This is a genomic window from Pantoea sp. SO10, from assembly GCF_005281435.1.
Classification (GTDB): Bacteria; Pseudomonadota; Gammaproteobacteria; order Enterobacterales; family Enterobacteriaceae; genus Pantoea; species Pantoea leporis.
On the sequence record NZ_CP040095.1, the window covers coordinates 665330 to 691077 of the forward strand.

Genomic DNA, 25748 nt, shown 5'->3' on the forward strand with positions numbered 1-25748 from the left:
GTTAACGCCCCAGATAAACGTCGATAACCCGATCGTCCGCCTGCACTTCGCGTAACGATCCCTCGGCCAAAACCTGGCCCTGATGCAGCACGGTGACGTGATCGGCAATGGTTTCAACAAAGCCCATGTCGTGCTCGACCACCATCAGCGAATGCTTCCCGGCGAGGCTGCGAAACAGCTCAGCGGTGTACTCGGTTTCGGCATCGGTCATGCCGGCCGCCGGTTCATCCAGCAGCAGCAGATGCGGGTCCTGTACCAGCAGCATGCCGATTTCCAGAAACTGCTTCTGACCGTGCGACAGCAAACCGGCTTTGCGCTGACGCTCGCCGCCCAATCGCAACAGTTTTAGCACCTCATCAATGCGATCCTGCTGCTCGCTGTTCAACCGCGCGCGCAGGCTGGCCCACACCGATTTGTCGTTTTTCAGCGCGATTTCCAGATTCTCAAATACCGTCAGCGCTTCGAATACCGTGGGTTTCTGGAACTTGCGCCCAATACCGGCGCGCGCGATCTCCACCGGCGACATTTTGCTGAGATCGGTATCCTGGTCGTAGATCACCTGGCCATTATCCGGCCGGGTTTTACCGGTGATTACATCCATCAGCGTAGTTTTTCCCGCGCCGTTGGGGCCGATCACGCAACGCAGTTCGCCCACGCCGATCTTCAGCGAGAGATCGGTTAGCGCGCGGAAGCCGTCGAACGATACGTTGATCTTCTCCAGCTGCAATACCGGATCGGTTTGTTCACGATGACGATCCGAGGGATGAGGTTGGGTAAACAGTTGTTCAGTCATCACGCCTCCGGCGCAGCAGGCCAATCACGCCACGCGGCAGGAACAGCGTGACCAGGATAAACATCAGGCCAAGGAAGAACAGCCAATATTCCGGGAAGGCGACGGTAAACCAGCTTTTGGCACCGTTGACGATGGCGGCACCGAGCAGCGGACCAATCAAGGTGCCGCGTCCGCCCAGCGCCACCCAAATCGCCGCCTCAATCGAGTTGGTCGGCGACATCTCGCTGGGATTGATAATGCCGACCTGCGGCACATAGAGCGCGCCCGCCAGCCCGCACAGCACCGCCGAAAGCGTCCAGACAAACAGCTTGAAGCCTTTGGGATCGTATCCGATGAACATCAGGCGGTTCTCCGCATCGCGCACCGCGGTCAACACGCGGCCAAACTTGCTGCGTGCCAGCGCGAAGCCAATGCCGAGGCTGACCAGCAGCAGCAGCACCGTGGCGACAAACAGCCCAATACGCGTGCCGGTAGCGGTGACGTTAAAGCCGAGCAATGTGGTGAAGCCGGTAAAGCCGTTATTACCGCCGAAGCCGGTTTCGTTGCGGAAAAACAGCAGCATGCCGGCGTAGGTCAGCGCCTGCGTCATGATTGAGAAGTAAACGCCTTTGATTTTCGAGCGGAAGGCGAAGAAGCCAAACACCAGCGCCAGTAAACCCGGCACCAGCATGATCAGGCACAGCGCCCAGGCAAAATGTTGCGTGCCCGCCCAAAACCACGGCAGCTCACTCCATGAAAGAAAAGACATGAACGCGGGCAGGCCGTCGCCGGAGGCCTGACGCATCAAATACATGCCCATCGCATAGCCGCCAAGCGCGAAGAACAGGCCGTGACCGAGCGACAGCAGCCCGGCGTAACCCCACACTAAATCGAGCGCCACCGCGACCACGGCGTAACAGAGAATCTTGCCGACCAGCGTTAGCGTGTAGGTGGAGATCGCCAGCGGATGGGTGGCGGGCAGCAGGGCGCAGAACGGCAGCGCCAGCAGCAGCGCAGCGATCACCACGCCGAGGCTGAGCGTCAGGCGTGGCGCTTTGCGCGCAATAGTTAACGTCATTGGCTGGCTCATCAGTCAATCACCCTCCCTTTGAAGGCAAACAGGCCCTGCGGACGTTTCTGAATAAACAGCACGATCAGCACGAGGATGAGGATTTTTCCCAGCACCGCGCCAATCTGCGGCTCCAGCACTTTATTAAGAATGCCGAGACCAAAGGCCGCGACCACGGTGCCCGCCAGTTGGCCGACGCCACCCAGCACCACCACGAGGAAGGAGTCGATGATGTAGCCCTGACCGAGCTCCGGCCCGACGTTGCCGAGCTGCGACAGCGCCACGCCGCCGAGTCCGGCGATGCCAGAACCGAGGCCAAACGCCAGCATATCGATGCGTCCGGTCGGCACGCCGCAGCAGTCGGCCATTGCGCGGTTCTGCGTCACGGCGCGCACGCTCAGCCCGAGACGGGTTTTATTCAGCAGCAGCCAGGTGAGGGCCAGCACGGCAAATACGAATAGGATCACCGCGATACGGTTGTACGGCAGCACCAGATTCGGTAACAGCTGCAGCCCGCCGGAGAGCCAGCTTGGGTTAGCCACTTCCAGGTTCTGCGCGCCAAACAGCATGCGCACCAGTTGAATCAGCATCAGGCTGATACCCCAGGTGGCGAGCAGCGTTTCCAGCGGACGTCCGTACAGATGGCGGATGATGGTGCGCTCCAGCAGCATGCCCATGCAGGCGGTGACCAGAAAGGCCACCGGCAGCGCCAGCAGCGGATACCACGCCAGCCACTGCGGTGCGAACTGCTGGAACAGGCTTTGCACAAACCAGGTGGCGTAGGCACCCAGCATCAGCATTTCGCCGTGCGCCATGTTGATTACGCCCAGCAGGCCGTAGGTGATCGCCAGACCGAGCGCGGCCAGCAGCAGAATCGAACCGAGCGACAGGCCGGTAAACGCCTGACCGAGCAGATCGCCCCACATCAGGCGCTGTTTAATCTGCTTCAGGCTGGTGGCGGCGGCATCACGCACGCTGGCATCGGGTTCATTGCTGGACTGGGTTAAGCGCGTGAGGCTGGCCTGCATGTTGGGATCGCTGGATTCGCCGAGCAGTTTGACAGCCTTAAGGCGCAGCGCGGCATCCGGGCTGGCGAGCTGCAGGTTGGCCGCTGCCATCAGCAGTACGTCGTGCACTTTCGTGTCTTTTTCCAGCGCGAGACGCTGCTCAATCAGCGGCAGCATATCGGCGACGCCATCGTTTTGTAGTTGTTGTGCGGCATGTAAACGGATCGCGGCATCATCGCTCACCAGCTGATGGGCGGCGAGGGCGCTGGCAATCAATACGCGCAGGCGGTTGTTCATGAACAGCTTTTTGGTGTCGCCGTCGGGCTGTTGCGCGCTGTCGAGCGGCTGCAACGCTTCGCCTTGTTTGCTGAACGGCTGCTGTTTTTGGTCGATGACCACGGTTTCATTGCGCAGCGCCTGCAGCAGCGGCAAGCGACTGGCCTGCGGTGCGGCGGCCCACTGCTGGAGCAGCGTGGCTTGTTGCGCGCGGCTGGCGGCCGCGAAGTCTGCGCCATCGCCCGCCTGGGCGAGCCAGGGCAGCAGTAACAGCAGACAGCAGAGATAACGGCGGATTGTCATGGTTCTGGCCCTGATGGTGAGAAGTTGTTTTGGTTTGGATTGGTGTGGCTGTCCCCCTCCTCGGTCCTCCCCCATAAATGGGGGAGGAAGACGTTGCCCAATGCCAGCAATGAACATGCATGTGGCAGCGTCTCCTTCCCCCATTTATGGGGGAAGGCCGGGATGGGGGACAACCAGTACAACCCCTACTGCGTTGATTTCACCGGATGGTCCGGCTTCTTATCGTTACCGGCGATGTACGGGCTCCACGGCTGGGCGCGTACCGGTTGCTCGGTCTGCCACACCACGTTGAACTGACCGTTCTCTTCCACTTCACCAATCATCACTGGCTTATGCAGGTGATGGTTGGTTTTATCCATGGTCAGGGTGAAACCGTCCGGGGCTTTAAAGGTCTGTCCCGCCATCGCCGCGCGCACTTTATCCACATCGGTGGTGCCCGCTTTCTCTACCGCCTGCGCCCACATGTGCAGGCCAACGTAGGTCGCTTCCATCGGGTCATTCGTCACCACGGTGTTGGCGTTCGGCAGGTTGTGCGCCTTAGCGTAGGCGCGGTAATCTGCGACGAACTTCTGGTTAGTTGGGTTATCCACCGACTCGAAGTAGTTCCACGCCGCTAGCTGACCGACCAGCGGTTTGGTATCAATGCCGCGCAACTCTTCCTCGCCGACGGAGAAGGCGATCACCGGGATATCCGTGGCTTTGATGCCCTGATTGGCCAGCTCTTTGTAGAACGGCACGTTGGAGTCGCCGTTGATGGTGGAGATCACCGCGGTTTTGCCACCGGCAGAGAACTTCTTAATGTTGGAGACGATGGTCTGATAATCGCTGTAACCAAACGGCGTATAGACCTCTTCGATGTCTTTATCCTGTACCCCTTTGGTGTGCAGGAAGGCGCGCAGTATCTTGTTGGTGGTGCGCGGATAGACGTAGTCGGTGCCCAGCAGGAAGAAGCGTTTCGCGCTGCCGCCATCTTCACTCATCAGGTATTCCACCGCCGGAATCGCCTGTTGGTTCGGCGCGGCGCCGGTGTAGAACACGTTCGGCGACATCTCTTCGCCTTCGTACTGCACGGGATAAAACAGCAGGCCGTTCAGCTCCTCAAACACCGGCAGCACCGATTTGCGCGATACCGAGGTCCAGCAGCCAAACACTGCCGCCACTTTGTCCTGCGTCAGCAGCTGACGCGCTTTTTCGGCAAACAGCGGCCAGTTGGAGGCCGGATCGACCACCACCGGTTCCAGCTTTTTGCCCAGCACGCCGCCTTTGGCGTTGATCTCATCGATAGTCATCAGCGCCACATCCTTCAGCGGCGTTTCGGAGATCGCCATGGTGCCGGAGAGCGAGGACATAATGCCCACCTTGATGGTGTCAGCAGCCTGCGCCGCAAAGGCAAAGCCCATGCTGGCCACAGAGGCAGAGAGCGCGAAAGCCTTGAGCAACGAACGTCTTTTCATCAGTAAACCCCTCACGATGTTTGTATTGTTATTCAATGGGTTGAAGTCGAGCCTGCTGTAACATATGCAATGTGATCTTTCTGACCTCTGCCTTACTGACGGCAATGTGGTCGGTTAAAATGCGCTGCGCCTCCTCAGTTTGTTGCTGGAAAATCGCCCGTAAAATCTGAGCGTGCTCGCGGTATGTCGCCTCCATTCGGTCGTCTCGGGTAAAATCGAGACGGCGAATGATGCGGATTTTTTCGGTCAGTTCGGCGTGGATGCGCGCCATCTCCTGATTGCCAGCGGCGGCCACCAGCGCCATGTGAAAGGCTTCATCCTGCGCCGAAACCGCTTTGCCATCGGCCAGCAGCGGTGCATCCATCCAGAAGCTTTTCAGCGCGGTGAGCATGTCGATGCACTGCGGTGCGGGCAGTGCGCACAAGCGGCGCACCGCTTCGCACTCCAGCACGGTGCGAAAGTCGTACAGCTCTTCGAAATATTCAAAGTCAAACGGCTTCACCTGCCAGCCGCTGCGGAACCACACTTCGACGTAGCCCTCGCGCTCCAGCCAGAACAGCGCCTGACGCACCGGCGTGCGGCTCACTTCCAGCCGATCGGCGATTTCGTTTTCGCTGAAGCGATCGCCCGGCATCAGTCGGAACTCAAAAATGTCCTGTTTCAGCGCCTGATAAACCTTTTCGGCCAGCGCTTCCGGACGACCTTTGCTACGAGGGCTCGTATTCATGCCGACTCCTTATTCCAGCCACAGCAGGGCATCGCCCGGACTCACCGGACGTCCTGCCTGGCAGGCAATGCGTTTCACCGTGCCGGCCTGCGGCGCGACAATCGCCAGTTCCATTTTCATCGCTTCCACGATGATCAGCGTTTGACCGGCTTCCACCGCGTCGCCCGGCTGCACCAGCACTTTCCAGATGTTGCCGTTCATATCGGCGCATACCGCCAGCGCATCGTCGTCGACTTCGACCACAGCCAGCGTCTCCTCGGTGGTGAGCGGCGCGTTCTGCTCTTCCTGCGCCCACAGCGTCACTTCCTGTTCGAAAGCGGCGGACTGACGCTGGCGGAAATCGCTGATCGACGCGGCATTTTCCGCCAGGAATTGATGATGGGCGGCGAAGTCGAAGACCGTTTCTTCGATGCGCACCGTGGCGCGGCCTTCGCGGAAGTCATCGCGCAGCTGCGTCAGTTCGTCTTCCGTTACCGGATAGAAGCGCACCTGATCGAAGAAGTGCAGCAGCCACGGCTCGTCGGCCGCGAACTGATCGTTTTTCAGGAATTTGTTCCAGATTGGCAGCGTGCGGCCTACCAGCTGATAGCCGCCGGGTGAATCCATGCCGTAGATGCACATGTACATGCCGCCAATGCCGACCGTGCCTTCGGCGGTAAAGGTGCGCGCCGGGCTGTATTTGGAGCTCAGCAGGCGATGGCGTGGATCGATCGGTACCGCGCACGGCGCGCCGAGATAGACATCGCCGAGGCCGAGAATCAGGTAGCTGGCATCAAAAAGGGTGTCGCGCACCGCTTCGCGGCTCGCCAGGCCATTAATACGCTGGATAAAATCGACGTTATTTGGCAGCCACGGCGCGCTGGCACGCACAGTTTCCTGATAACGTTCGACCGCGCCGAGTGTGGCGCTGTCTTCGAAGGCCATCGGCATCCAGACAATGCGCGACGGCACTTTCAGCTGGCTGACATCGCCGAGCCCGGCTTCCAGTTCCAGCAGCAGCTGCATCAGCTGTTTCTGGCTGAGAATCAGGCTGTCGTAGCGTACCTGCAGAGAGCGCACGCCCGGCGACAGCTCTTCCACGCCCGGCACCGCGCGTTCACGCAGCGCATTCATCAGCAGATGCACGCGCAGACGCAGCGCCAGATCCAGCACGTTATCGCCGTACTCAATCAGCACATATTTGTCGCCCGCCTGGCGATAAACCGCCGCTGGCGTGGTTGCCGTGGCGGGGAGCGCCGCCAGCAAGGTGGCGGAACCGATAGCGCTGGCTGCTAAAGAGGGCACCGCAAAGGCCGGCGCGTGGCTGCTGCGCAGCGTGGCCACGCTATGCGCCTGCGCTTTTTCCAGCGCCACCGCTTCGTCGGCGCCGATCGGATGGAAACGGATTTTATCGCCCGGTTTCACCTGGCCGACTTTCCACAGTTCGGCTTTGGCGATGGTCACCGGGCAGACGAAGCCGCCGAGGCTGGGACCGTCGTGCGTCAGGATCACCGGGAAGTCGCCGGTGAAGTTCACCGCGCCGATGGCGTATTCGCAGTCATGCACGTTGGACGGATGCAGGCCGGCTTCGCCGCCGTTGGCGCGCATCCACGTCGGTTTCGGGCCAACCAAACGCACGCCGAGGCGGTTGGAGTTGTAGTGCACCTGCCAGTCGCTGGCAAAGAACTCATCAATCGCCGCCTGAGTGAAGAAATCCGGTGCGCCGTGCGGTCCATACAATACGCCGATGCGCCATTCAGTGCCGTAGTGCGGCACCAGCGCATGATCGAGCGCCTGCGGTGCGCTAACCGGCGCGGGCGTGGTGCAGGCAGCGAGCTGCGGCTGAGAAATTGGCAGCATATCGGCGACGCGCAGAGTGCGTCCGGCGTGGCCGCCAAACTGGCCGAGCGAGAAGGTGGATCGGCTGCCGAGATATTCCGGCACGTCGAACCCGTTGCGCACCGCTAAGTAGGTGCGACAGCCGCTCTGCGCGCGGCCCAGCGTCAGCGTTTGTCCTGCTTTGACGCTGACGGGCTGCCAGTACGCGATGCTTTCGCCATCAACATCGGCTGGGCAATCGGCGCCAGTTAAGGCGATTACCGCATCGCTGTGGAAGCGCAGCGTCGGGCCTTGCAGAGTGAATTCCAGACCGGCGGCGCTGTCGTGGTTGCCGACAATGCGGTTGGCCAGGCGGAAGGAGAAATCGTCCATTGGGCCGGATGGCGGCACGCCGATATCCCAATAACCGAGGCGGCCAGGGAAATCCTGAATACTGCTGAAGGTGCCGGGTTGCAGCACTTCAATCACGCTGGCGGCTGGTGTGAAGCTATCGAGGAAGCGCGTCCACACGTTGCCGCTGCGGAAGGCGTCGGTGGCGACGATCTGGCGCAGATAATCGAGATTGCTGGCGATGCCGTGCAGCTGCGTGGCGTCGAGCGCCTGCTGCATCTTCGCCAGCGCCGCTGCGCGCGTCTCGGCATGCACGATCAGTTTGGCGACCATCGGATCGTAAAACGCCGAGACTTCGGTGCCGGTAGCGATCCAGCCATCAACGCGCACGTCATCCGGGAAACTGACGTGGGTCAGCACGCCGGGGCTGGGCTGGAAGTTTTTCAGCGGATCTTCGGCGTAGATACGCACTTCAATCGATGCGCCAGCGGGCGCTTGCTGCAGGCGCGCCCAGTCGATGGCATCGCCAGCGGCGACTTTCAGCATGCACTCAACCAGATCGAGGCCGGTGACGCATTCGGTGACCGGATGTTCAACCTGCAGGCGGGTGTTCACTTCGAGGAAGTAGAAGGCATCTTGTTCGGCGTCGTAGATGTATTCCACCGTACCGGCGCTGCGATAATTCACCAGCTCGCCAAGGCGCACCGCAGAAGAGAGCAGCGCTTCACGCGTTGCCTGCGGCAGATTCGGTGCAGGCGTCTCTTCCACCACTTTCTGGTTGCGGCGCTGCAGCGAACAGTCGCGTTCGCCGAGCGCGATCACTTTGCCGCTGCCGTCGCCAAAAATCTGCACTTCAACGTGGCGCGCGCGATCGATGCAGCGTTCTAAAAACACGCCCGCATCGCTGAAGAACTGCTCGCCAAGGCGGCGCACGCTCTCCCACGCATTGCGCAGCGCATCGGCGTCGGCGCAGCGCGTCAGGCCAATGCCGCCACCGCCCGCGGTGCTTTTCAGCATCACCGGATAGCCGATGGTGTCGGCGGCGCTTAAGGCTTCTTCCAGCGAACTCAGCAGCGGTGTGCCCGGCGTCATCGGCACGCCTGCGCTGGCGGCGAGCTCACGTGCGCGGTGTTTCAGGCCAAACTCGCCAATCTGCTGCGCGGTGGGGCCGACAAAGGCGATGCCGGCTTTTTCACAGGCATCGGCAAACGGCAGGCTTTCTGACAGGAAACCGTAGCCCGGCCAGATGGCTTGCGCGCCGGTTTCCTGCGCGGCGGCGAGGATTTTATCGATGCGTAAATAGCTGTCGCTGGCTTTGTCGCCGCCGAGGGCGATGGCGACGTCGGCTTCTTTGACGTGGCGCGCGTTGCGGTCAGCATCGGAATAGACGGCGACGCTTTTCACGCCGAGGCGTTTTAAGGTGCGAATGGCGCGGCAGGCGATTTCGCCACGGTTAGCAATCAGAACGGTGCTGAACATGCTTATTTACTCCCCAGAGAGGCCAGCCAGTTGCGCCAGCCGCCAAATTCGGTAATTTCCAGCGCCTGCGACAGCTCCGCCGGTTCACAGATAAAGCCTTTGACGATGCGTCCGTCGGCCAGCGTCAGCGAGCCAATGCCGAGCGGGGCCGGGATTTCCGCCACGAACTCGCCAAAGCGCGCCAGCGGGATATCCCACAGTTCGACGGTGATCGCCGCACCGCTCTCGCCACGCAGCAGGCCTGGCTTCTTAATCGGGCCATCGAGCAGGGCGAACAGACGGTAATGGCTGGCGGTTTGCGTCTCTTCGACCAGCACCGCCTGGCGCGTGGTAAGCTGGAAGTTGAGCGGCATGCCGGTGAGATGCGCACCCACCACCGCCACGCGGACGTGATCGGCGGAAACCGGCAATGCGCCTTGCTGAGTAGGCTGCGCCTTGCCAGTAGCACCGAGCGGCAGCGCCATCTGCTGCTGCCAGCGCAGGCCAAAACCAGCCAGCGCGCGATCGTGCCACGCAGGCGCAATCAGCGTGATGCCGGCAGGCAATCCATCGGCGCGGAACGGCGCAGGCAGCGCCAGCGCGCTGAGATCGGCGAGGTTGGTGAAATTGGTGTAGGTGCCGAACTGCGAGTTGTAATGCACCGGCTCCTGCTGCATTTCGTCCAGCGTATGGATGGTTGGCGAGGTGGGCACCACCAGCGCATCGAACTGCGCCAGCGTTTGCTGAATCTGGCGCGTCAGTTCGGCGCGTAGGTATTCCGCCTGATAGGCTTCCACCGCCGTGTATTTCAGGCCGCTGTTGACGATGCCGTACACCACCGGATCCATCTCTTCCGGGCGATGGATCATCTCGCCCACCGCCACGGTGCGCTCGGCAACCCACGGACCGTTATAGAGCTGTTCGGCGAGTTGATGGAACAGAGAAAAATCGATCGGATGCAGCGTGGCGCCGCCGGCCTGCAATTGCTCCAGCGCCGCAAGCCAAGCCGCTTCTGCCTGTTTGTCGCCGAAGAACTCGGGCGTGGCGGGAATGGCGAAATCGGGCTGCGCTTTGAAGCTGGCTGGCGCGGTGTGCGGATTGCTGCGCGAATAGGCATCGCCCGCGTCATAGCCGCCCGCTGCGGTGGCCACCGCGAAGGCATCTTCGACGGTTAACGCGAACACGGAAATGGTGTCATTGAGGCGGCAAGCCGGCACCACGCCGCTGGCAGAGAACCAACCTTTGGTCGGCTTGAGGCCAACGATGTTGTTGAAACCGGCGGGCACGCGGCCCGAACCGGCGGTGTCGGTGCCGAGCGAGAAGCCCACCAGACCGCGCGCCAGCACCGACGCAGAACCGGAGCTGGAGCCGCCGCTGACGTAATCAGGATTGAAGGTGTTGCTCACGGCACCAAACGGCGAACGCGTGCCGACTAAGCCGGTGGCGTATTGGTCGAGGTTGGTTTTGCCAATCACCACCGCACCTGCTGCTTTGAGCTGCGCGACAACAAAGGCATCGGCTTCGGCGGTGTAGGTGAAGGCCGGGCAGGCGGCGCTGGTCGGCCAGCCAGCGACATCAATATTATCTTTTACCGCAAACGGCACACCAAACAGCGGCAGCGCCGCCGGGTTGCGCTGATAGCTCGCCAGCAGCGGTTCAATCTGTGCCTGCAGCTGCGCGGGCGTGGCAAGATAGAGCCACGCGTTATCCTGCGCGTCGATGGCGTCGAGATGGGCCGCCAGCAAGGCGGTAATCTGTTGTGGATCCTGTTGGTAACTGCGTTGCCAATCCTGGAGCGTAAAGCCAAAGGTCAATGCCATGAGTGAATTCCAACTGGTATACAAGATGGAATTCAACAGAGCAAAGCGCGTGCCATTTTTGTAAGCCGATGAAACCGCGTAGTTAATTGATGTGTAATACGTTTTTCTGATGATAAATTGCACAACGGCGGCGCAAACGCTGCGCAATGGCGGTGCGCGAGCGTAAATTTTGTGAAGAACATGGCAAGAGACGGTTGGCCTGGTTAGCATGAAAGAAGTCTGGCATGAGCTGGATCGCAGCACTGAGAGGAGAGCGTAATGGAGAAGTGGCGTTACTGGATGCTAGGGATCTGTCTGGTCAGCACGGCCAGCAGCGTATGGGCCGATTCGCTGGATCAGCAGCGACAGCGCTATGCGCAAATCAAGCAAGCCTGGGATAACAAACAGATGGACCAGGTGACGCAGCTGATGCCGACGCTGCAGGATTATCCGCTCTACCCGTATCTGCAATATCGCCTGCTGGCGCAGGATCTCGATCAAGAGACGCCGCTGGCGGTGAAGAACTTTATTCAACAGTATCCTACGCTGCCACCGGCGCGCTCGCTCTCAACGCGCTTTGTGAATGTGCTGGCGAACCGTCAGGATTGGCAGGGCGTACTCAGCTTCAGCCCGGATGAACCGAAACCGGTGCAGGCGCGCTGTAACTGGCACTACGCTAAGTGGGCGACCGGCCAGCAGCAGGCGGCGTTTGCCGGTGCGAAAGAGATTTGGCTGCGCGGCACCGCGTTGCCGAACGACTGCGACAAGCTGTTTTCGGTATGGCAAGCCAGCGGGCAACTCTCGCCGATCACCATTCTCGAGCGTATTCGTCTGGCGATGAAAGCCGGTAACGACAGCCTGGTGAATTACCTGGCGAAAATGCTGCCGGCGGATTATCAAACCACCGCCAGCGCGCTGATTGCGCTGCAGCAGAATCCGCAAACCGTCACCACCTTTGCCAGCAGCATGGGACCCACCGATTTCACCCGCATGGCGACCAGCTACGCCTTCGCCCGCGTGGCGCGTGAGGATATGGATAACGCGCGCATGATGATCCCGCAGCTGGTGCAGGCGCAGAAGATGAGCCAGGCCGATGAGCAGGATCTGAAAGAGACCGTGGTGTGGCGCATGATGGGCGCGGATCTCACCAGCGAGCAGGCGCGCTGGCGTGATGCGGTGGTGATGAACAGCGAATCTACCGCGCTGGTGGAGCGCCGCGTACGCCTGGCGCTGAGCCAGAACGATCGTCGTGGTCTCAATACCTGGATCGCGCGTTTGCCGGTGGAAGCCAAAGAGAAAGATGAGTGGCAATACTGGCAGGCGGATTTGCTGATTTCGCAGGGCCGTAAAGAGGAAGCCAATGATATTCTGCGGAAGCTGATGCAGGCGCGCGGCTTCTATCCGATGGTCGCGGCGCAGCGTTTGGGCGTGGAGTACCCGTTGCAGGTCGACAAGGCTCCGGCAGCCGACAGCAGCGTGACGCAAGGTGCGGAAATGGCGCGCGTGCGTGAGCTGATGTATTGGGGGCTGGATAACCTGGCACGCAGCGAGTGGGCCAATCTGATCTCCAGCAAAACCCGTTCGCAGCAGCAGATGCTAGCGCGTTACGCTAACGAGCAGGATTGGTGGGATCTCAGCGTGCAGGCCACCATCACCGCGAAAATGTGGGATAGCCTGAAAGAGCGCTTCCCGCTGGCATGGCAAAACCTTTACCAGCAATACACCAGCGACAAAGGCATTCCGCAGAGTTATGCGATGGCGATTTCGCGTCAGGAGAGCGCGTGGAACCCAAAAGCGCGTTCACCGGTGGGCGCCAGCGGATTGATGCAGGTGATGCCCGCTACGGCGACGCATACCGTGAAGATGTATAACATTCCCGGCTATGTGAACAGCAGCCAGCTGCTGGATCCGCAGACCAATATTCAGATCGGTACGCAGTATCTGGAGTATGTCTATCAGCAGTTTGGTCAGAACCGCATCTTCTCTTCGGCCGCCTATAATGCCGGTCCGGGACGCGTGCGCAGCTGGCAGAAAACCAGCGGCGGTAATCTGGATGCGGTGGCGTTTATCGAAACCATCCCGTTCTCAGAAACGCGTGGCTACGTGAAAAACGTGCTGGCCTACGATGCCTATTACCGCTACTTCATGGGCAGGCCGGACAAGATTCTCGCCGACAGTGAGTGGAATCGCCAGTATTGACTATGCTATGCTTCCGTACTCGTTAATGAGTACGGAAGCCCTTCATGAGCCAACCCCTTTCTTCCCAGCCGGAATCGGCTCAGCCTGTTGAAGATAACTGGCTGCGATTTATCGAACTGATGCAAAATGCCTTTGCCGATGGCGTGGCGCTGCCGTTATTACAACTGATGATGACGCCGGATGAACGTGAATCCTACGGGACGCGTTTGCGCATTATTGAAGAGCTGATGAACGGCGATATGAGCCAGCGTGAACTGAAGAATGAGTTGGGCGTCGGCATCGCCACCATTACGCGCGGTTCTAATAGTCTGAAAGAGGCGCCGCCAGAGCTAAAACGCTGGCTGGAAGCGCGTCTTGGCCGCGGTTAACGCTGGCTGTAGAGCGGATGGGTGAACGGACACAGCGCCAGAATCAGCGCCTGATGGTAGACGCTGGAGCGGCTCAGCAGGCCGTGGGTAAGGGCACCAATCGCGCCACCTTTGTGTTTGATATTCTCCACGCCGGTTAAGCGTGCCATCTCATCACCCAGTTCATGCCCGGCAGCCAAGCCTGCCACGACAATCGGCGGCAGCGTAAAGCTGGCCGAACGTGATTCTCCGCGCTGCTGCGCGTTTTCAATCACCATCCACGCAAAGGCGCAATCGCCTTCAATGCCCGCTTCGATCGCCACCCAGTAATCGGCCCGTGGACGCGTTTGACGCGCGTTCTCAACCCGCTGACGTGCGCCAGTTCGCGTTTCAACATCACTAAGTGGCTGGGCTGCGACGCCGCTCTCGACCTCAACCCCTTCGATGTGGCAGGATCCTTCGCCGAAAACGTCGTTGAACGCCTGAGCAATCGCGCGAATTTTTGCCGGGTTGATGGTGGCTGCGACAACATGGTACATAATTGTTTAAACCCTCGAGGCAAATTTGTCGCAGTATAACGGAAATTAAGCATGCTACAGGTCTATCTTGTTCGTCACGGTGAAACGGTATGGAATGCGGCTCGGCGCATTCAGGGGCAGTCTGACAGCCCGTTAACGGAAAAAGGTGAGCAGCAGGCTCAGCAAGTGGGCGAGCGAGTTAAATCGCTGGGCATTACCCATGTGATTGCCAGCGATTTGGGACGGACGCGGCGTACGGCAGAGATTATCGCCGATGCGTGTGGCTGCACCGTGACGCTCGATGCGCGTCTGCGCGAGCTCAATATGGGCTGCCTGGAACAACGTCCACTCGATGGCTTAACCGAAGAAGAGGAACACTGGCGGAAAACGCTGGTGGATGGCACCACTGCTGGACGTATTCCGGGTGGCGAATCGATGGCGGAGATGGCGACGCGGATGCACGAAGCGCTGAATGCACTGCTGGAGTTGCCTGCCGGTAGCCGTCCGCTGATTGTCAGCCACGGGATGGCGCTGGGCGTGTTGGTCAGTACCATTCTCGGTTTGCCTGCGCATGCGGAACGTCGTTTGCGTTTGCGGAATTGCTCGATCTCGCGTGTGGATCATCAGCAGAGCGCGTGGCTGGCGGCCGGTTGGGTGGTTGAGACGGCGGGCGATGTGTCGCATCTGGATGCGCCAGCGTTAGACGAGCTTCAACGCTAAGCCAAAAAAAATGCCGTCGCGATGACGGCATTTTTTATTAGTTATTCTGTTGGCGAATCGGAATCAGGTATTCGCAGCGGATTTCCGTTGGCGGCTCGCTACGTTTTTTACCCCCGTGCGTGTAGAAACGCTCGATGTCCTGTCCCTGACGACGCACTAATCCCAGCGTTGGCATACAAGTGCCGTACAGCAGCAGGATAAATTCACCCAGCGCGCTGCGCGCACCGTTGTAGGTGAACTGCACGTAATCACCGGCTTCCACAATCACGCTCTGATTCGACTGCATGCTTTTTGCCAGCTGATCGGCAGGCACCGCAGTGGTGTAGAGAATCTCCTGCTCATCATCTTTTTCATGGCTGGCGCGCACCTGATGCAAGCCATACAGCACCGGCGGCACCGTGTCGGTTTCCAGCAGGAACTGCTTCCAGAAATGCAGGCGCATCTCATCGCGGTAGCTGGAAATCTGCTCCAGCGTACAGGAGTAACTCTGCGTCTGGCCGACCAGCACCGTTTCTGGCAGCGTGACAAACTGCGCTTCCGGCATGCTGTTATCGTCGAGACGAATTGGCGGGCGAATGCCAAACGAGTTCCACTCCGATGAGCGACGATACCAGGCAGGCGTTTGGTTGAATTGCTTTTTAAACGCACGGGTAAAGGTCTGCTGCGAATCGAAGCGATATTGTAACGCGATGTCGAGGATGGGGCGGCTGGTCAGGCGAAGCGCCACCGCGGCTTTCGACAGCCGACGCGCGCGAATGTACGCACCAATCGCGTGGCTGGTTACTTCCTTGAACATCCGCTGTAGATGCCACTTGGAGTAGCCTGCTTTCTGCGCAACGTTATCTAATGAAAGCGGTTGATCCAGATGGCTCTCCAGCCAGACAAGCAAATCGCGAATGATACCGGCTTGGTCCATAAAACATCCTCATAACTCTCTGGTGGCGCAACTATGAAGTCGTCGAATAATAGCACGAAATGCACAAAAGCGTGGGGGCGGTTTGCTAATCGAGTGTGCTAAGTCAAAGCGGGTTAAAACCCTTTTAGGTTTGGTTCTGTGTTCGATTGACAGTACATTACATTCTCATCTATTCGATTGGCAATGGTAACTCAATGACAATAGCTCGTATTCTTATAATCACGTTGGCAACATATGTATTCAGTGCTGGCGTTCAGGCCGAAGAGATCGGCTCAGTTGACACGGTATTCAAGATATTTGGCCCCGATCATAAGATCGTGGTAGAAGCCTTCGATGACCCCGACGTAAAAAATGTAACCTGTTATATCAGCCGGGCAAAAACCGGCGGTATTAAAGGGGGATTAGGTTTGGCGGAAGACACGTCCGACGCGGCCATCTCCTGTCAACAGGTGGGACCGGTAGAGCTTAGCGAGAAAATCGCACAAGGCAAGGCGCAAGGTGAAGTGGTGTTCAAAAAACGCACATCACTGGTGTTTAAGAAGCTGCAGGTGGTGCGCTTCTTTGACCAGAAACGTCATGCGCTGGTGTACCTAAGCTATTCCGACAAGGTGGTGGATGGATCGCCGAAGAATGCGCTGAGCGCCGTGCCGATTATGCCGTGGCATTAATGCAGGCATAAAAAAACGCCCTGACGGGCGTTTTTTCTTTCAACGCTTAATCCTGCAGTTCGCCGCAGAAGCGGTAACCTTCGCCGTGAATGGTGGCGATGATTTCTGGCGTGTCTGGCGTGGATTCGAAATGCTTACGAATGCGGCGGATGGTGACATCCACGGTACGGTCATGCGGCTTCAGCTCGCGGCCGGTCATCTTCTTCAGCAAGTCACCACGCGTCTGGATTTTGCCTGGGTTCTCACAGAAGTGCAGCATGGCGCGGAATTCACTGCGCGGCAGCTTGTACTGGTCGCCGTTCGGACTAATCAGTGAGCGGCTGTTGATATCCAGCTCCCAACCGTTGAAGCGATAGCTTTCAACGGTACGGCGTTCTTCACTTGGCATCGCCAGATTCATGGTGCGCGACAGCAAATTGCGTGCACGAATCGTCAACTCACGCGGGTTGAACGGTTTGGTGATGTAATCATCGGCACCGATTTCCAGACCGAGGATTTTATCCACTTCATTATCACGGCCGGTAAGGAACATCAGCGCGACGTTTGCTTGCTCACGCAGTTCGCGCGCCAACAGCAAACCGTTTTTACCTGGCAGGTTGATATCCATAATCACCAGATTGACGTCATTGTCCGTCAAAACCTGATGCATCTCGGCGCCGTCGGTGGCTTCATAGACCACGTAACCTTCTGCCTCAAAGATACTTTTGAGGGTGTTACGCGTGACCAGTTCGTCTTCAACGATAAGAATGTGCGGGGTCTGCATGTTTCGCTACCTAAAATTTGCCAACAAATCGAAAACAGGGCGTACGTCGGTTACGCTAATGTGCTGCAACCGGTATACGAAATAATCTTCGGAATACACCATCCATCTACGTCAACTTCAGTGTTAGCTCAGCCAGTCAGGATGGATATTTGCACGCCCCGAGGATCTCGGACAGGCGCTCATCCTAACCGTATTAACAGCAACCTAACAGCACCAACAACAACCGATAAGCATAAAAACAACGCTTCGTTGACTTATATCAAATGCAAGTGTAGCACGTTAACACTTTTATGAAAAACTTCTCCAGGATTGCTAGTTTAGCTCACAAAATGCAGCATTTTTGCTACATTTCGTCCTTATATAACCAAAACTAAAACACGCAGGAAATTATATTTCAATGATATGAAAGAAAAGGGTTTTATATTCAATAGGTCCGATAATTTTGCTTATGCCCGCTAATTTCCACTACAGCTGGATTTATCCCTCTTTTAACATCGTTAACATCTTATTTTCTCCTCTAGCCGCAGTTGGTATTTTCTCTCCTGCATGCCAACATAATGCGAGTTGTTAACAGTTCGATGGAAAAATCATGCATTTCCCCTTAATCCTTGTCTCTCCCGCCCGTCCGGAAAATATCGGTGCGGCTGCTCGCGCTATGAAAACCATGGGATTTAGCGAGCTGCGCATTGTCGCCAGCGATGCCTGGCAAGATCCCGCAGCACGTCGAGTGGCGCACGGCGCCGGTGAGATCCTCGATAACGTCAAAACCTACGCCACGCTGAGCGAGGCGCTCAAGGATGTCGATTTTTCCGTAGCGACCACCGCACGTAGCCGCGCGAAATTCCGCTATTACGCTACGCCCAGCCAGGTTGAAAACATCCTGCAGGAGAAGCGCCAATGGCTGAGCCGCATCGCGTTGGTGTTTGGCCGTGAAGACAGCGGCTTAACCAATGAAGAGCTGGAGCAGGTCGATCTGTTAACCGGTATTCCGATGGCCAATGATTATCCGTCGCTGAATCTCGGTCAGGCGGTGATGGTGTATTGCTATCAGCTGTCGGCGCTCAATCAGATTGCGGCTGAGACCGCAGAAGTGGCGAATGAGCAGCAGTTGCAGGCATTGCGCCAGCGCTTTCATCAGTTACTGGTCAAGCTGGATGTGAGTGATGACGTCAAAATGGCGGACTGGATTGATCAGCGTATCGGCCTGCTGGAACAACGTGACAGCGCCATGCTGCATCGTTTGTTACACGACGTAGAAAAAAAACTTATAGATAATTGCTCGGATAAATCCTGAGATGCTAGTGACTGATGCGGCAATCCGCCGCATCTCCTGAACGATCGCGATAATTTTTGCCTCAGCAAGCGCAGCACTGCGCAACGCCAGGGACGGCGCGGCTAAGACAAATTCGTTGACTTAACGTGCGCTTTGCTTTACTTCTGGAAGGCAGACGGACAAGATAAAGACAGACAGAAAAAAATCTAAATGCGTAAACTCAGCCTGAACACCACAATTATTACCACCACCATTACCACAGGTAACGGTGCGGGCTGACGCATACAGGAAAAACAAAGAAAAAAGCCCGCACCTAAACAGTGCGGGCTTTTTTTTTCGGCAAAAATTCAGGAGAGCTTCAAATATGCGAGTGCTGAAATTCGGCGGAACCTCAGTAGCCAATGCGGAACGTTTTCTCCGTGTGGCGGATATTCTGGAAAGCAATGCACAACAGGGACAGGTTGCGACCGTACTCTCTGCACCAGCAAAAATTACCAATCATCTGGTGGCGATGATTGAGAAAACCATCAGCGGCCTGGACACGTTGCCGAATATCAGCGATGCCGAACGTATTTTTGCCGATCTGTTGCAAGGCTTGCGTGATGCGCAGCCGGGCTTTGATTATGACGGACTGAAAACCCGCGTTGAACTGGAATTTGCACAGCTGAAACAAGTGCTGCACGGCATCAGCCTGCTGGGCCAATGTCCGGACGCTGTGAATGCCGCCATTATCTGCCGTGGCGAAAAGCTGTCGATTGCTATTATGGAAGCGCTGCTGCAGGCGCGCGGCCACAAAGTTACCGTTATCGATCCGGTGGAGAAGTTGCTGGCGATTGGTCATTACCTTGAATCCACCGTTGATATCGCCGAATCCACGCGTCGCATCGCCGCCAGCCAGATCCCAGCCGATCACTTTATCCTGATGGCCGGTTTCACCGCCGGTAATGAGAAGGGCGAACTGGTGGTGCTGGGCCGCAACGGTTCTGACTACTCCGCCGCCGTGTTGGCTGCGTGTTTGCGCGCTGATTGCTGTGAAATCTGGACCGATGTTGACGGCGTATATACCTGCGACCCGCGCCAGGTGCCCGATGCGCGCTTACTGAAATCGATGTCGTATCAGGAAGCAATGGAGCTCTCCTACTTCGGCGCCAAAGTCTTGCATCCGCGTACCATCGCGCCCATCGCCCAGTTCCAGATTCCTTGCCTGATCAAAAACACCGCTAACCCGCAAGCGCCGGGCACCTTAATTGGTGGCGAAGGCGAGTTGGATGAAAATCCGGTGAAAGGCATTACTAACCTGAATAACATGGCGATGTTCAACGTGTCAGGTCCGGGCATGAAAGGCATGGTCGGCATGGCGGCGCGCGTTTTCGCCGCGATGTCACGCACCGGCATCTCCGTGGTGCTGATCACCCAATCCTCTTCGGAATACAGCATCAGCTTCTGCGTACCGCAAAGCGAGCAGGCGCGTGCGCGTCGCGTGCTGGAGGAGGAGTTCTATCTGGAGTTGAAAGATGGCTTACTCGATCCGCTGGACGTGCTGGAACAGCTGGCGGTGATCTCGGTGGTCGGTGATGGCATGCGCACGCTGCGCGGCATCTCGGCCAAATTCTTCTCGGCGCTGGCGCGTGCCAATATCAATATCGTGGCGATTGCGCAGGGCTCGTCTGAGCGTTCCATCTCGGTGGTAGTGAGCAACGATGAAGTCACCACCGGCGTGCGTGTGGTGCATCAGATGCTGTTCGCTACCGATCAGGTCATTGAAGTGTTCGTGGTCGGCGTTGGCGGTGTGGGCGCAGCGTTGCTGGATCAGCTGCATCGCCAGCAGACGTGGCTGAAACAGAAGCATATCGATCTGCGCGTGTGCGGCATCGCTAACTCGCGGGCGCTGTTGACCAACGTACACGGTATCGATCTCAGCAACTGGAAGGCAGAACTGAACGAAGCCAAAGAGCCGTTCAATCTCGGTCGCCTGATGCGTTTGGTGAAAGAGTATCATCTGCTAAACCCGGTGATCGTCGATTGTACCTCCAGCCAGGCGGTTGCCGATCAATATGCCGATTTCCTCGCCGAAGGTTTCCATGTCGTCACGCCGAACAAAAAGGCCAACACGTCGTCGTGGAATTATTACCAGCAGATGCGTGCAGCGGCAGCAAAATCGCGCCGTAAGTTCCTATACGACACCAACGTCGGTGCCGGTTTGCCGGTGATCGAAAACCTGCAAAACCTGATGAATGCCGGGGATGAACTGATCAAGTTCTCCGGTATTCTCTCTGGCTCGCTCTCCTTTATCTTCGGCAAGCTTGATGAGGGCGTTTCGCTGTCGGAAGCGACCAAAATGGCGCGTGAGATGGGCTTTACCGAGCCGGATCCGCGTGACGATCTTTCTGGCACCGATGTGGCGCGTAAGCTGCTGATTCTGGCGCGTGAAGCGGGGCATCAGCTGGAGCTTAGCGATATCGATATCGAACCGCTGCTGCCCGCCAGCCTGACGGAGATCGCCGACGTTGAGCAGTTTATGCAACGTCTGCCGGAGCTGGATAACGCCTTTGCCGCGCGCGTTGCCAAAGCGCGTGACGAAGGTAAAGTATTACGCTTCGTCGGCGCGATAGAAGAGGGTGGCGTCTGCAAAGTGAAGATTGACGCGGTGGACGGCAACGATCCGCTGTACAAAGTGAAGAACGGTGAGAATGCGCTGGCATTCTACAGCCGCTACTATCAGCCAATCCCGCTGGTTTTGCGTGGATATGGTGCAGGGAATGATGTCACAGCAGCGGGCGTATTTGCTGACCTGCTGCGTACGCTGTCGTGGAAGTTGGGAGTTTGATGATGGTAAAAATTTATGCACCGGCCTCGATAGGTAACGTCAGCGTCGGCTTTGATGTGCTTGGCGCGGCGGTTTCGCCGGTGGATGGCACCTTGCTGGGTGACTGCGTTTCCGTGGAAGCCGCCGACAGCTTTAGCCTGGTGAACTCCGGGCGTTTTGTCAGCAAACTGCCGACCAATCCGCAGGAGAACATCGTTTATCAGTGCTGGGAGCGTTTTTGCCAGGCGATTGGTAAACAAGTTCCGGTGGCGATGACGCTGGAAAAGAATATGCCGATTGGTTCCGGACTCGGCTCAAGTGCCTGTTCGGTGGTTGCCGGTTTGATGGCGATGAACGAATTCTGCGGCAAACCGCTCAATGACACCGAACTGCTGGCGCTGATGGGCGAGCTGGAAGGGCGTATTTCCGGCAGCGTACACTTTGATAACGTTGCGCCGTGCTTCCTTGGCGGCGTGCAGCTGATGATTGAAGAGAACGGCATCATCAGTCAGGAGGTGCCGTGCTTTGACGAATGGCTGTGGGTGATGGCGTATCCGGGGATTAAAGTCTCCACCGCCGAAGCGCGCGCCATTCTGCCGGCACAGTACCGCAAAGAGGATGCCATCAAGCATGGTCGCCTGCTGGCAGGCTTTATTCACGCTTGTCATACGCGGCAGCCTGGGCTGGCGGCTAAACTTATGCAGGATGTTATCGCCGAGCCGTATCGCACTAAACTGCTGCCAGGCTTCGCCGATGCGCGTAAAGCGGCGCAGGATATTGGCGCGCTGGCGTGCGGCATTTCGGGCTCCGGCCCGACACTTTTCGCCGTTTGCAACGAGATGGCAACGGCACAGCGGATGGCAGACTGGCTGAGCCAGCACTATCTGCAGAATGAAGAAGGTTTCGTCCACATCTGCCGTCTTGATACGGCTGGCGCACGTAAATTGGGATAACGCATGAAACTCTACAACCTTAAGGATCACAACGAGCAGGTTAGTTTTGCTCAGGCCGTTAAACAGGGCCTCGGCTCGCAGCAAGGGCTGTTTTTCCCGCTCGAACTGCCGGAATTCGAACTGACCGATATCGATGCCATGCTGGAGATGGATTTCGTCAGCCGCAGCAGCAAAATTCTCTCTGCCTACATTGGCGATGAAATTGCGGCGCATCAGCTGGCCGAGCGCGTGAAAAACGCCTTTGCTTTCCCGGCGCCTGTGGCGAAGGTCAGCGATGATGTGGCTTGCCTCGAGCTGTTCCACGGTCCAACGCTGGCGTTCAAAGACTTCGGCGGCCGCTTTATGGCGCAGATGCTTTCCTATGTGAGCGGTGCGGATGAGCAGATCACCATTCTGACCGCCACTTCCGGCGATACCGGCGCCGCCGTGGCGCATGCCTTTTACGGCATGGAAAACGTGCGCGTGGTGATTCTCTATCCGCAGGGCAAAATCAGCCCGCTGCAGGAGAAACTGTTCTGTACGCTGGGCGGCAACATCGAAACCATCGCGGTTGAAGGCGATTTCGATGCGTGTCAGGCGTTGGTGAAACAGGCGTTTGATGATGAAGAGCTGAAAAAGGCGATTGGCCTGAACTCGGCGAACTCCATCAACATCAGCCGTCTGCTGGCGCAGATTTGCTACTACTTCGAAGCGGTAGCGCAGCTGCCACAAGAGAAGCGCAATCAGCTGGTGGTGTCGGTGCCGAGCGGTAACTTCGGTGACTTAACGGCTGGCCTGCTGGCGAAATCATTGGGTCTGCCGATCAAGCGCTTTATCGCTGCGACCAATGCTAACGATACCGTGCCGCGTTTCCTCGGCAACGGCGCATGGCAGCCAAACGCCACGGTAGCAACGCTGTCGAACGCCATGGATGTCAGCCAGCCGAACAACTGGCCGCGCGTGGAAGAGCTGTTCCGCCGCAAAACCTGGCGTTTGACTGATCTGGCGTACGGCGCGGTAACCGATGAAACCACCAAATCCACCATGCGCGAGCTGGCAGAGATTGGCTATATCTCTGAACCGCATGCGGCGATTGCTTACCGTTTGCTGCGCGACAACCTGCAGGAGGGCGAATATGGCCTGTTCCTCGGGACTGCGCATCCGGCGAAGTTCAAAGAGAGCGTGGATGAGATTCTGGGTCAGGATCTGCCGCTGCCAAAAGAGCTGGCCGAGCGCGCCGATTTGCCGCTGCTGTCGCACAACCTGAAAGGCGATTTCGCGGAGCTGCGGGCGTTCTTATTGAAGTAAGTGCTGACTGGGGTAAGTGCTCGCTTTCCCCCATCCCGGCCTTCCCCCGCAAGCGGGGGAAGGAGATGCTGCCACATGCAGCTCCCCAACTATCATATTGCAGCATCTTCCTCCCCCATTTATGGGGGAGGACCGAGGAGGGGGGCAGCAAGCACGGACCGAGGAGGGGGACAGCGAGCACGAACCAAGGAGGGGGGCAGCGAGCACAATCCATTGCAGCGCTTGCTGAACTATTTCTGCTCGCGGCGCTTAAACACCAGTTCGTTCTCGCTGCTTTCTGCACCATCCAGAAAATACCCATCCACATCGAACTTCTTCAGCTGCGCAGGGTTGGTCAGGCGATTCTGAATCACATAGCGGCTCATCAAACCGCGCGCTTTCTTGGCGTAGAAGCTGATGACTTTAAATTTGCCATTCTTCTCATCGAGGAACACCGGCTTGATCAACTCGGCGTTGAGTTTCTTCGGCTTGATGGCTTTGAAATACTCATCGGATGCCAGATTGATCAGCACGTCATCGCCTTGCTCAGCAATCGCCTCGTTTAACTTCTCAGTCAGCAAATCGCCCCAGAAGCCGTAAAGATCTTTCCCGGCCGGATTCGCCAGCTTGATGCCCATCTCCAGGCGATAAGGCTGCATCAAATCGAGTGGGCGCAGCAGGCCGTAAAGACCCGACAACATGCGCAGGTGCTGCTGGGCAAAGTCAAAATCGTCGTCGCTAAAAGTTTCGGCCTGCAAACCGGTATACACATCGCCTTTGAACGCCAGGATCGCCTGACGCGCATTCTCCAGCGAGAAGGGCGGCTGCCATTGGTTAAAACGATCGGCATTCAGGTGCGCCAGCTTGTCGCTGATGCCCATCAGTGAGCTGATTTGCGCCGGTGAAAGATCGCGCGCAACGTCAATTAATTGGTGTGATTTTTCTAACAGCGCCGGTTGGGTAAAACGTTGTGTCGCCAGCGGGCTTTCATAGTCCAGTGTCTTCGCTGGTGAGATAACCATCAGCATCGTGTACGTCCTCTTTGACCCGCAGGTTTATCAGGGAATTGAAGGGAAAATGTCGCAACGAGTGTAGCAAAAAAGCGGCATGGATCGGCAAATCGCTCCCATTTGTTAGCGCTATCGTAAAGGGCACTTCGTGGTGTTGCGCCGTAACTTGTGCGTGATATTATCGCAACAGCCTTTTACACCCTGACAGTCAACCTAAGAGAAAGAGAACCATGACGGACAAACTTACTTCCTTGCGTCAGCTGACTACTGTGGTCGCCGACACCGGTGATATCGCGGCGATGAAACTTTACCAGCCGCAGGACGCGACCACGAACCCTTCTTTGATTCTCAACGCCGCTCAAATCCCCGAATACCGCAAACTGATTGACGAAGCCATTACCTGGGCACGTCAGCAGAGCAGCAACAAAGAAGATCAGCTGGCGCTGGTTTCTGACAAGCTGGCCGTCAACATTGGTCTGGAAATTCTCAAACTGATCCCTGGTCGCATCTCGACTGAAGTCGATGCGCGCCTCTCTTACGACACTGAAGCGAGCATCGCTAAAGCGCGTAGCCTGATCAAACTGTACAACGATGCGGGCATCAGCAATGACCGTATCCTGATCAAACTGGCGTCAACCTGGCAGGGCATTCGTGCTGCTGAGCAGCTGGAAAAAGAAGGCATCAACTGTAACCTGACGCTGCTGTTCTCCTTCGCGCAGGCGCGTGCCTGTGCCGAAGCGGGCGTGTTCCTGATCTCTCCATTCGTTGGCCGTATCCTCGACTGGTACAAGCAGAACACCGATAAGAAAGAGTATGCAGCTCACGAAGATCCAGGCGTGGTGTCTGTGGCTGAAATCTACAGCTACTACAAGCAGCACGGTTATGAAACCGTGGTAATGGGCGCAAGCTTCCGTAACGTTGGTGAAATCATTGAGCTGGCTGGCTGCGACCGTCTGACCATCTCTCCGGGCCTGCTGAAAGAGCTGGCTGAAAGCGAAGGCACCGTTGAGCGTAAACTGAGCTACACCGGCGAAGTGAAAGCGCGTCCAGCGAAGATGACCGAAGCTGAGTTCTTCTGGCAGCACAACCAGGATCCAATGGCCGTTACCAAACTGGCTGAAGGTATCCGCAACTTTGCCATCGATCAGGGCAAACTTGAGAAGATGATCGCCGAGCTGCTGTAAGGTGATTGGCCGTGGCGGCAACCGCTGCCACGGTTTTACGTTTTTTCCCCCGCTTCTTGTATTATCCTTCTAACTACTCACGTCATTTGCTGCCATGCAGCTAACCACAGCG

At 57.6% G+C, this 25748-nt stretch carries 21 protein-coding genes and 1 other annotated feature; of the genes, 10 read left to right on the forward strand and 11 right to left on the reverse strand.

Annotation, left to right across the window (positions count from 1 at the left end; translation table 11 throughout):
* Position 1: 1 nt before the first annotated feature.
* From urtD to atzF, 7 genes are all read right to left on the reverse strand, one after another.
* Entirely contained in the window at positions 2-793 is a 792-nt protein-coding gene (gene urtD, locus FCN45_RS03040) for an urea ABC transporter ATP-binding protein UrtD (RefSeq protein WP_137385121.1), read from the reverse strand.
* Entirely contained in the window at positions 786-1862 is a 1077-nt protein-coding gene (urtC, locus tag FCN45_RS03045) for an urea ABC transporter permease subunit UrtC (protein WP_137385122.1), read from the reverse strand. Before urtC ends, urtD begins: the two co-directional genes overlap by 8 nt.
* Positions 1862-3427, reverse strand: coding sequence for an urea ABC transporter permease subunit UrtB (urtB, locus tag FCN45_RS03050; RefSeq protein WP_137385123.1), 1566 nt, complete (start codon positions 3425-3427; stop codon positions 1862-1864). The genes urtC and urtB overlap by 1 nt, the downstream gene beginning before the upstream one ends.
* Before the next feature lie 185 nt (positions 3428-3612).
* Positions 3613-4881 (reverse strand): urea ABC transporter substrate-binding protein, encoded by a 1269-nt coding sequence (urtA, locus tag FCN45_RS03055; RefSeq protein ID WP_110867492.1) that lies wholly within the window; start codon positions 4879-4881, stop codon positions 3613-3615.
* 28 nt (positions 4882-4909) lie between these two features.
* Positions 4910-5608 (reverse strand): GntR family transcriptional regulator, encoded by a 699-nt coding sequence (locus FCN45_RS03060; RefSeq protein ID WP_110867493.1) that lies wholly within the window; start codon positions 5606-5608, stop codon positions 4910-4912.
* A 9-nt stretch (positions 5609-5617) separates the two neighbouring features.
* Positions 5618-9235, reverse strand: a complete 3618-nt coding sequence (uca, locus tag FCN45_RS03065) for an urea carboxylase (protein WP_137385124.1) — start codon at positions 9233-9235, stop codon at positions 5618-5620.
* A 2-nt stretch (positions 9236-9237) separates the two neighbouring features.
* Positions 9238-11034 (reverse strand): allophanate hydrolase, encoded by a 1797-nt coding sequence (gene atzF / locus FCN45_RS03070; protein ID WP_137385125.1) that lies wholly within the window; start codon positions 11032-11034, stop codon positions 9238-9240.
* A 258-nt stretch (positions 11035-11292) separates the two neighbouring features.
* Here atzF and sltY point away from each other — a divergent pair, with 258 nt between their 5' ends.
* A complete protein-coding gene (gene sltY / locus FCN45_RS03075) occupies positions 11293-13212 on the forward strand; it encodes a murein transglycosylase (protein WP_137385126.1) in 1920 nt (639 codons plus the stop codon).
* Positions 13213-13256: 44 nt separating this feature from the next.
* Complete coding sequence (trpR, locus tag FCN45_RS03080) at positions 13257-13580, forward strand: trp operon repressor (protein WP_101762165.1); 324 nt, start codon at positions 13257-13259, stop codon at positions 13578-13580.
* On the opposite strand, the gene yjjX is transcribed toward trpR, so the two are convergent.
* Entirely contained in the window at positions 13577-14098 is a 522-nt protein-coding gene (gene yjjX / locus FCN45_RS03085; RefSeq protein ID WP_101762164.1) for an inosine/xanthosine triphosphatase, read from the reverse strand. The two genes, trpR and yjjX, sit on opposite strands and share 4 nt — an antisense overlap.
* A gap of 51 nt (positions 14099-14149) precedes the next feature.
* Between yjjX and gpmB the strand changes: the two genes are divergently transcribed.
* The gene (gene gpmB, locus FCN45_RS03090) at positions 14150-14797 is read left to right on the forward strand and encodes a 2,3-diphosphoglycerate-dependent phosphoglycerate mutase GpmB (protein ID WP_101762163.1); all 648 of its coding nucleotides are present in this window, start codon (positions 14150-14152) and stop codon (positions 14795-14797) included.
* A gap of 37 nt (positions 14798-14834) precedes the next feature.
* On the opposite strand, the gene robA is transcribed toward gpmB, so the two are convergent.
* Positions 14835-15713: an MDR efflux pump AcrAB transcriptional activator RobA gene (robA, locus tag FCN45_RS03095; protein WP_101762162.1), complete on the reverse strand. Its 879-nt coding sequence runs from the start codon at positions 15711-15713 to the stop codon at positions 14835-14837.
* Positions 15714-15907: 194 nt separating this feature from the next.
* Here robA and creA point away from each other — a divergent pair, with 194 nt between their 5' ends.
* Positions 15908-16381 (forward strand): protein CreA, encoded by a 474-nt coding sequence (gene creA / locus FCN45_RS03100; RefSeq protein ID WP_101762161.1) that lies wholly within the window; start codon positions 15908-15910, stop codon positions 16379-16381.
* Positions 16382-16427: 46 nt separating this feature from the next.
* On the opposite strand, the gene arcA is transcribed toward creA, so the two are convergent.
* On the reverse strand, positions 16428-17144 hold the full coding sequence (arcA, locus tag FCN45_RS03105; RefSeq protein ID WP_137385127.1) for a two-component system response regulator ArcA: 717 nt from the start codon (positions 17142-17144) through the stop codon (positions 16428-16430).
* A gap of 589 nt (positions 17145-17733) precedes the next feature.
* Here arcA and FCN45_RS03110 point away from each other — a divergent pair.
* From FCN45_RS03110 to thrC, 5 genes are all read left to right on the forward strand, one after another.
* Positions 17734-18438, forward strand: coding sequence for a tRNA/rRNA methyltransferase (locus FCN45_RS03110; protein ID WP_101762160.1), 705 nt, complete (start codon positions 17734-17736; stop codon positions 18436-18438).
* Positions 18439-18627: 189 nt separating this feature from the next.
* Positions 18628-18696, forward strand: a complete 69-nt coding sequence (gene thrL / locus FCN45_RS03115; protein ID WP_137386842.1) for a thr operon leader peptide — start codon at positions 18628-18630, stop codon at positions 18694-18696.
* Positions 18635-18754, forward strand: a sequence feature (Thr leader region). (Overlaps the previous gene by 62 nt.)
* A gap of 27 nt (positions 18755-18781) precedes the next feature.
* Positions 18782-21244, forward strand: a complete 2463-nt coding sequence (gene thrA, locus FCN45_RS03120; RefSeq protein WP_110867500.1) for a bifunctional aspartate kinase/homoserine dehydrogenase I — start codon at positions 18782-18784, stop codon at positions 21242-21244.
* Between the two features lie 2 nt (positions 21245-21246).
* A complete protein-coding gene (thrB, locus tag FCN45_RS03125; RefSeq protein WP_137386843.1) occupies positions 21247-22176 on the forward strand; it encodes a homoserine kinase in 930 nt (309 codons plus the stop codon).
* Positions 22177-22179: 3 nt separating this feature from the next.
* Positions 22180-23463, forward strand: a complete 1284-nt coding sequence (thrC, locus tag FCN45_RS03130; RefSeq protein ID WP_008108676.1) for a threonine synthase — start codon at positions 22180-22182, stop codon at positions 23461-23463.
* 230 nt (positions 23464-23693) lie between these two features.
* Here thrC and yaaA read toward each other — a convergent pair whose 3' ends face one another.
* Positions 23694-24470, reverse strand: a complete 777-nt coding sequence (yaaA, locus tag FCN45_RS03135; RefSeq protein WP_137385128.1) for a peroxide stress protein YaaA — start codon at positions 24468-24470, stop codon at positions 23694-23696.
* Positions 24471-24682: 212 nt separating this feature from the next.
* On the opposite strand from yaaA, the gene tal reads away from it, so the two are divergent.
* Entirely contained in the window at positions 24683-25636 is a 954-nt protein-coding gene (gene tal, locus FCN45_RS03140) for a transaldolase (protein WP_137385129.1), read from the forward strand.
* Positions 25637-25748 lie beyond the last annotated feature (112 nt).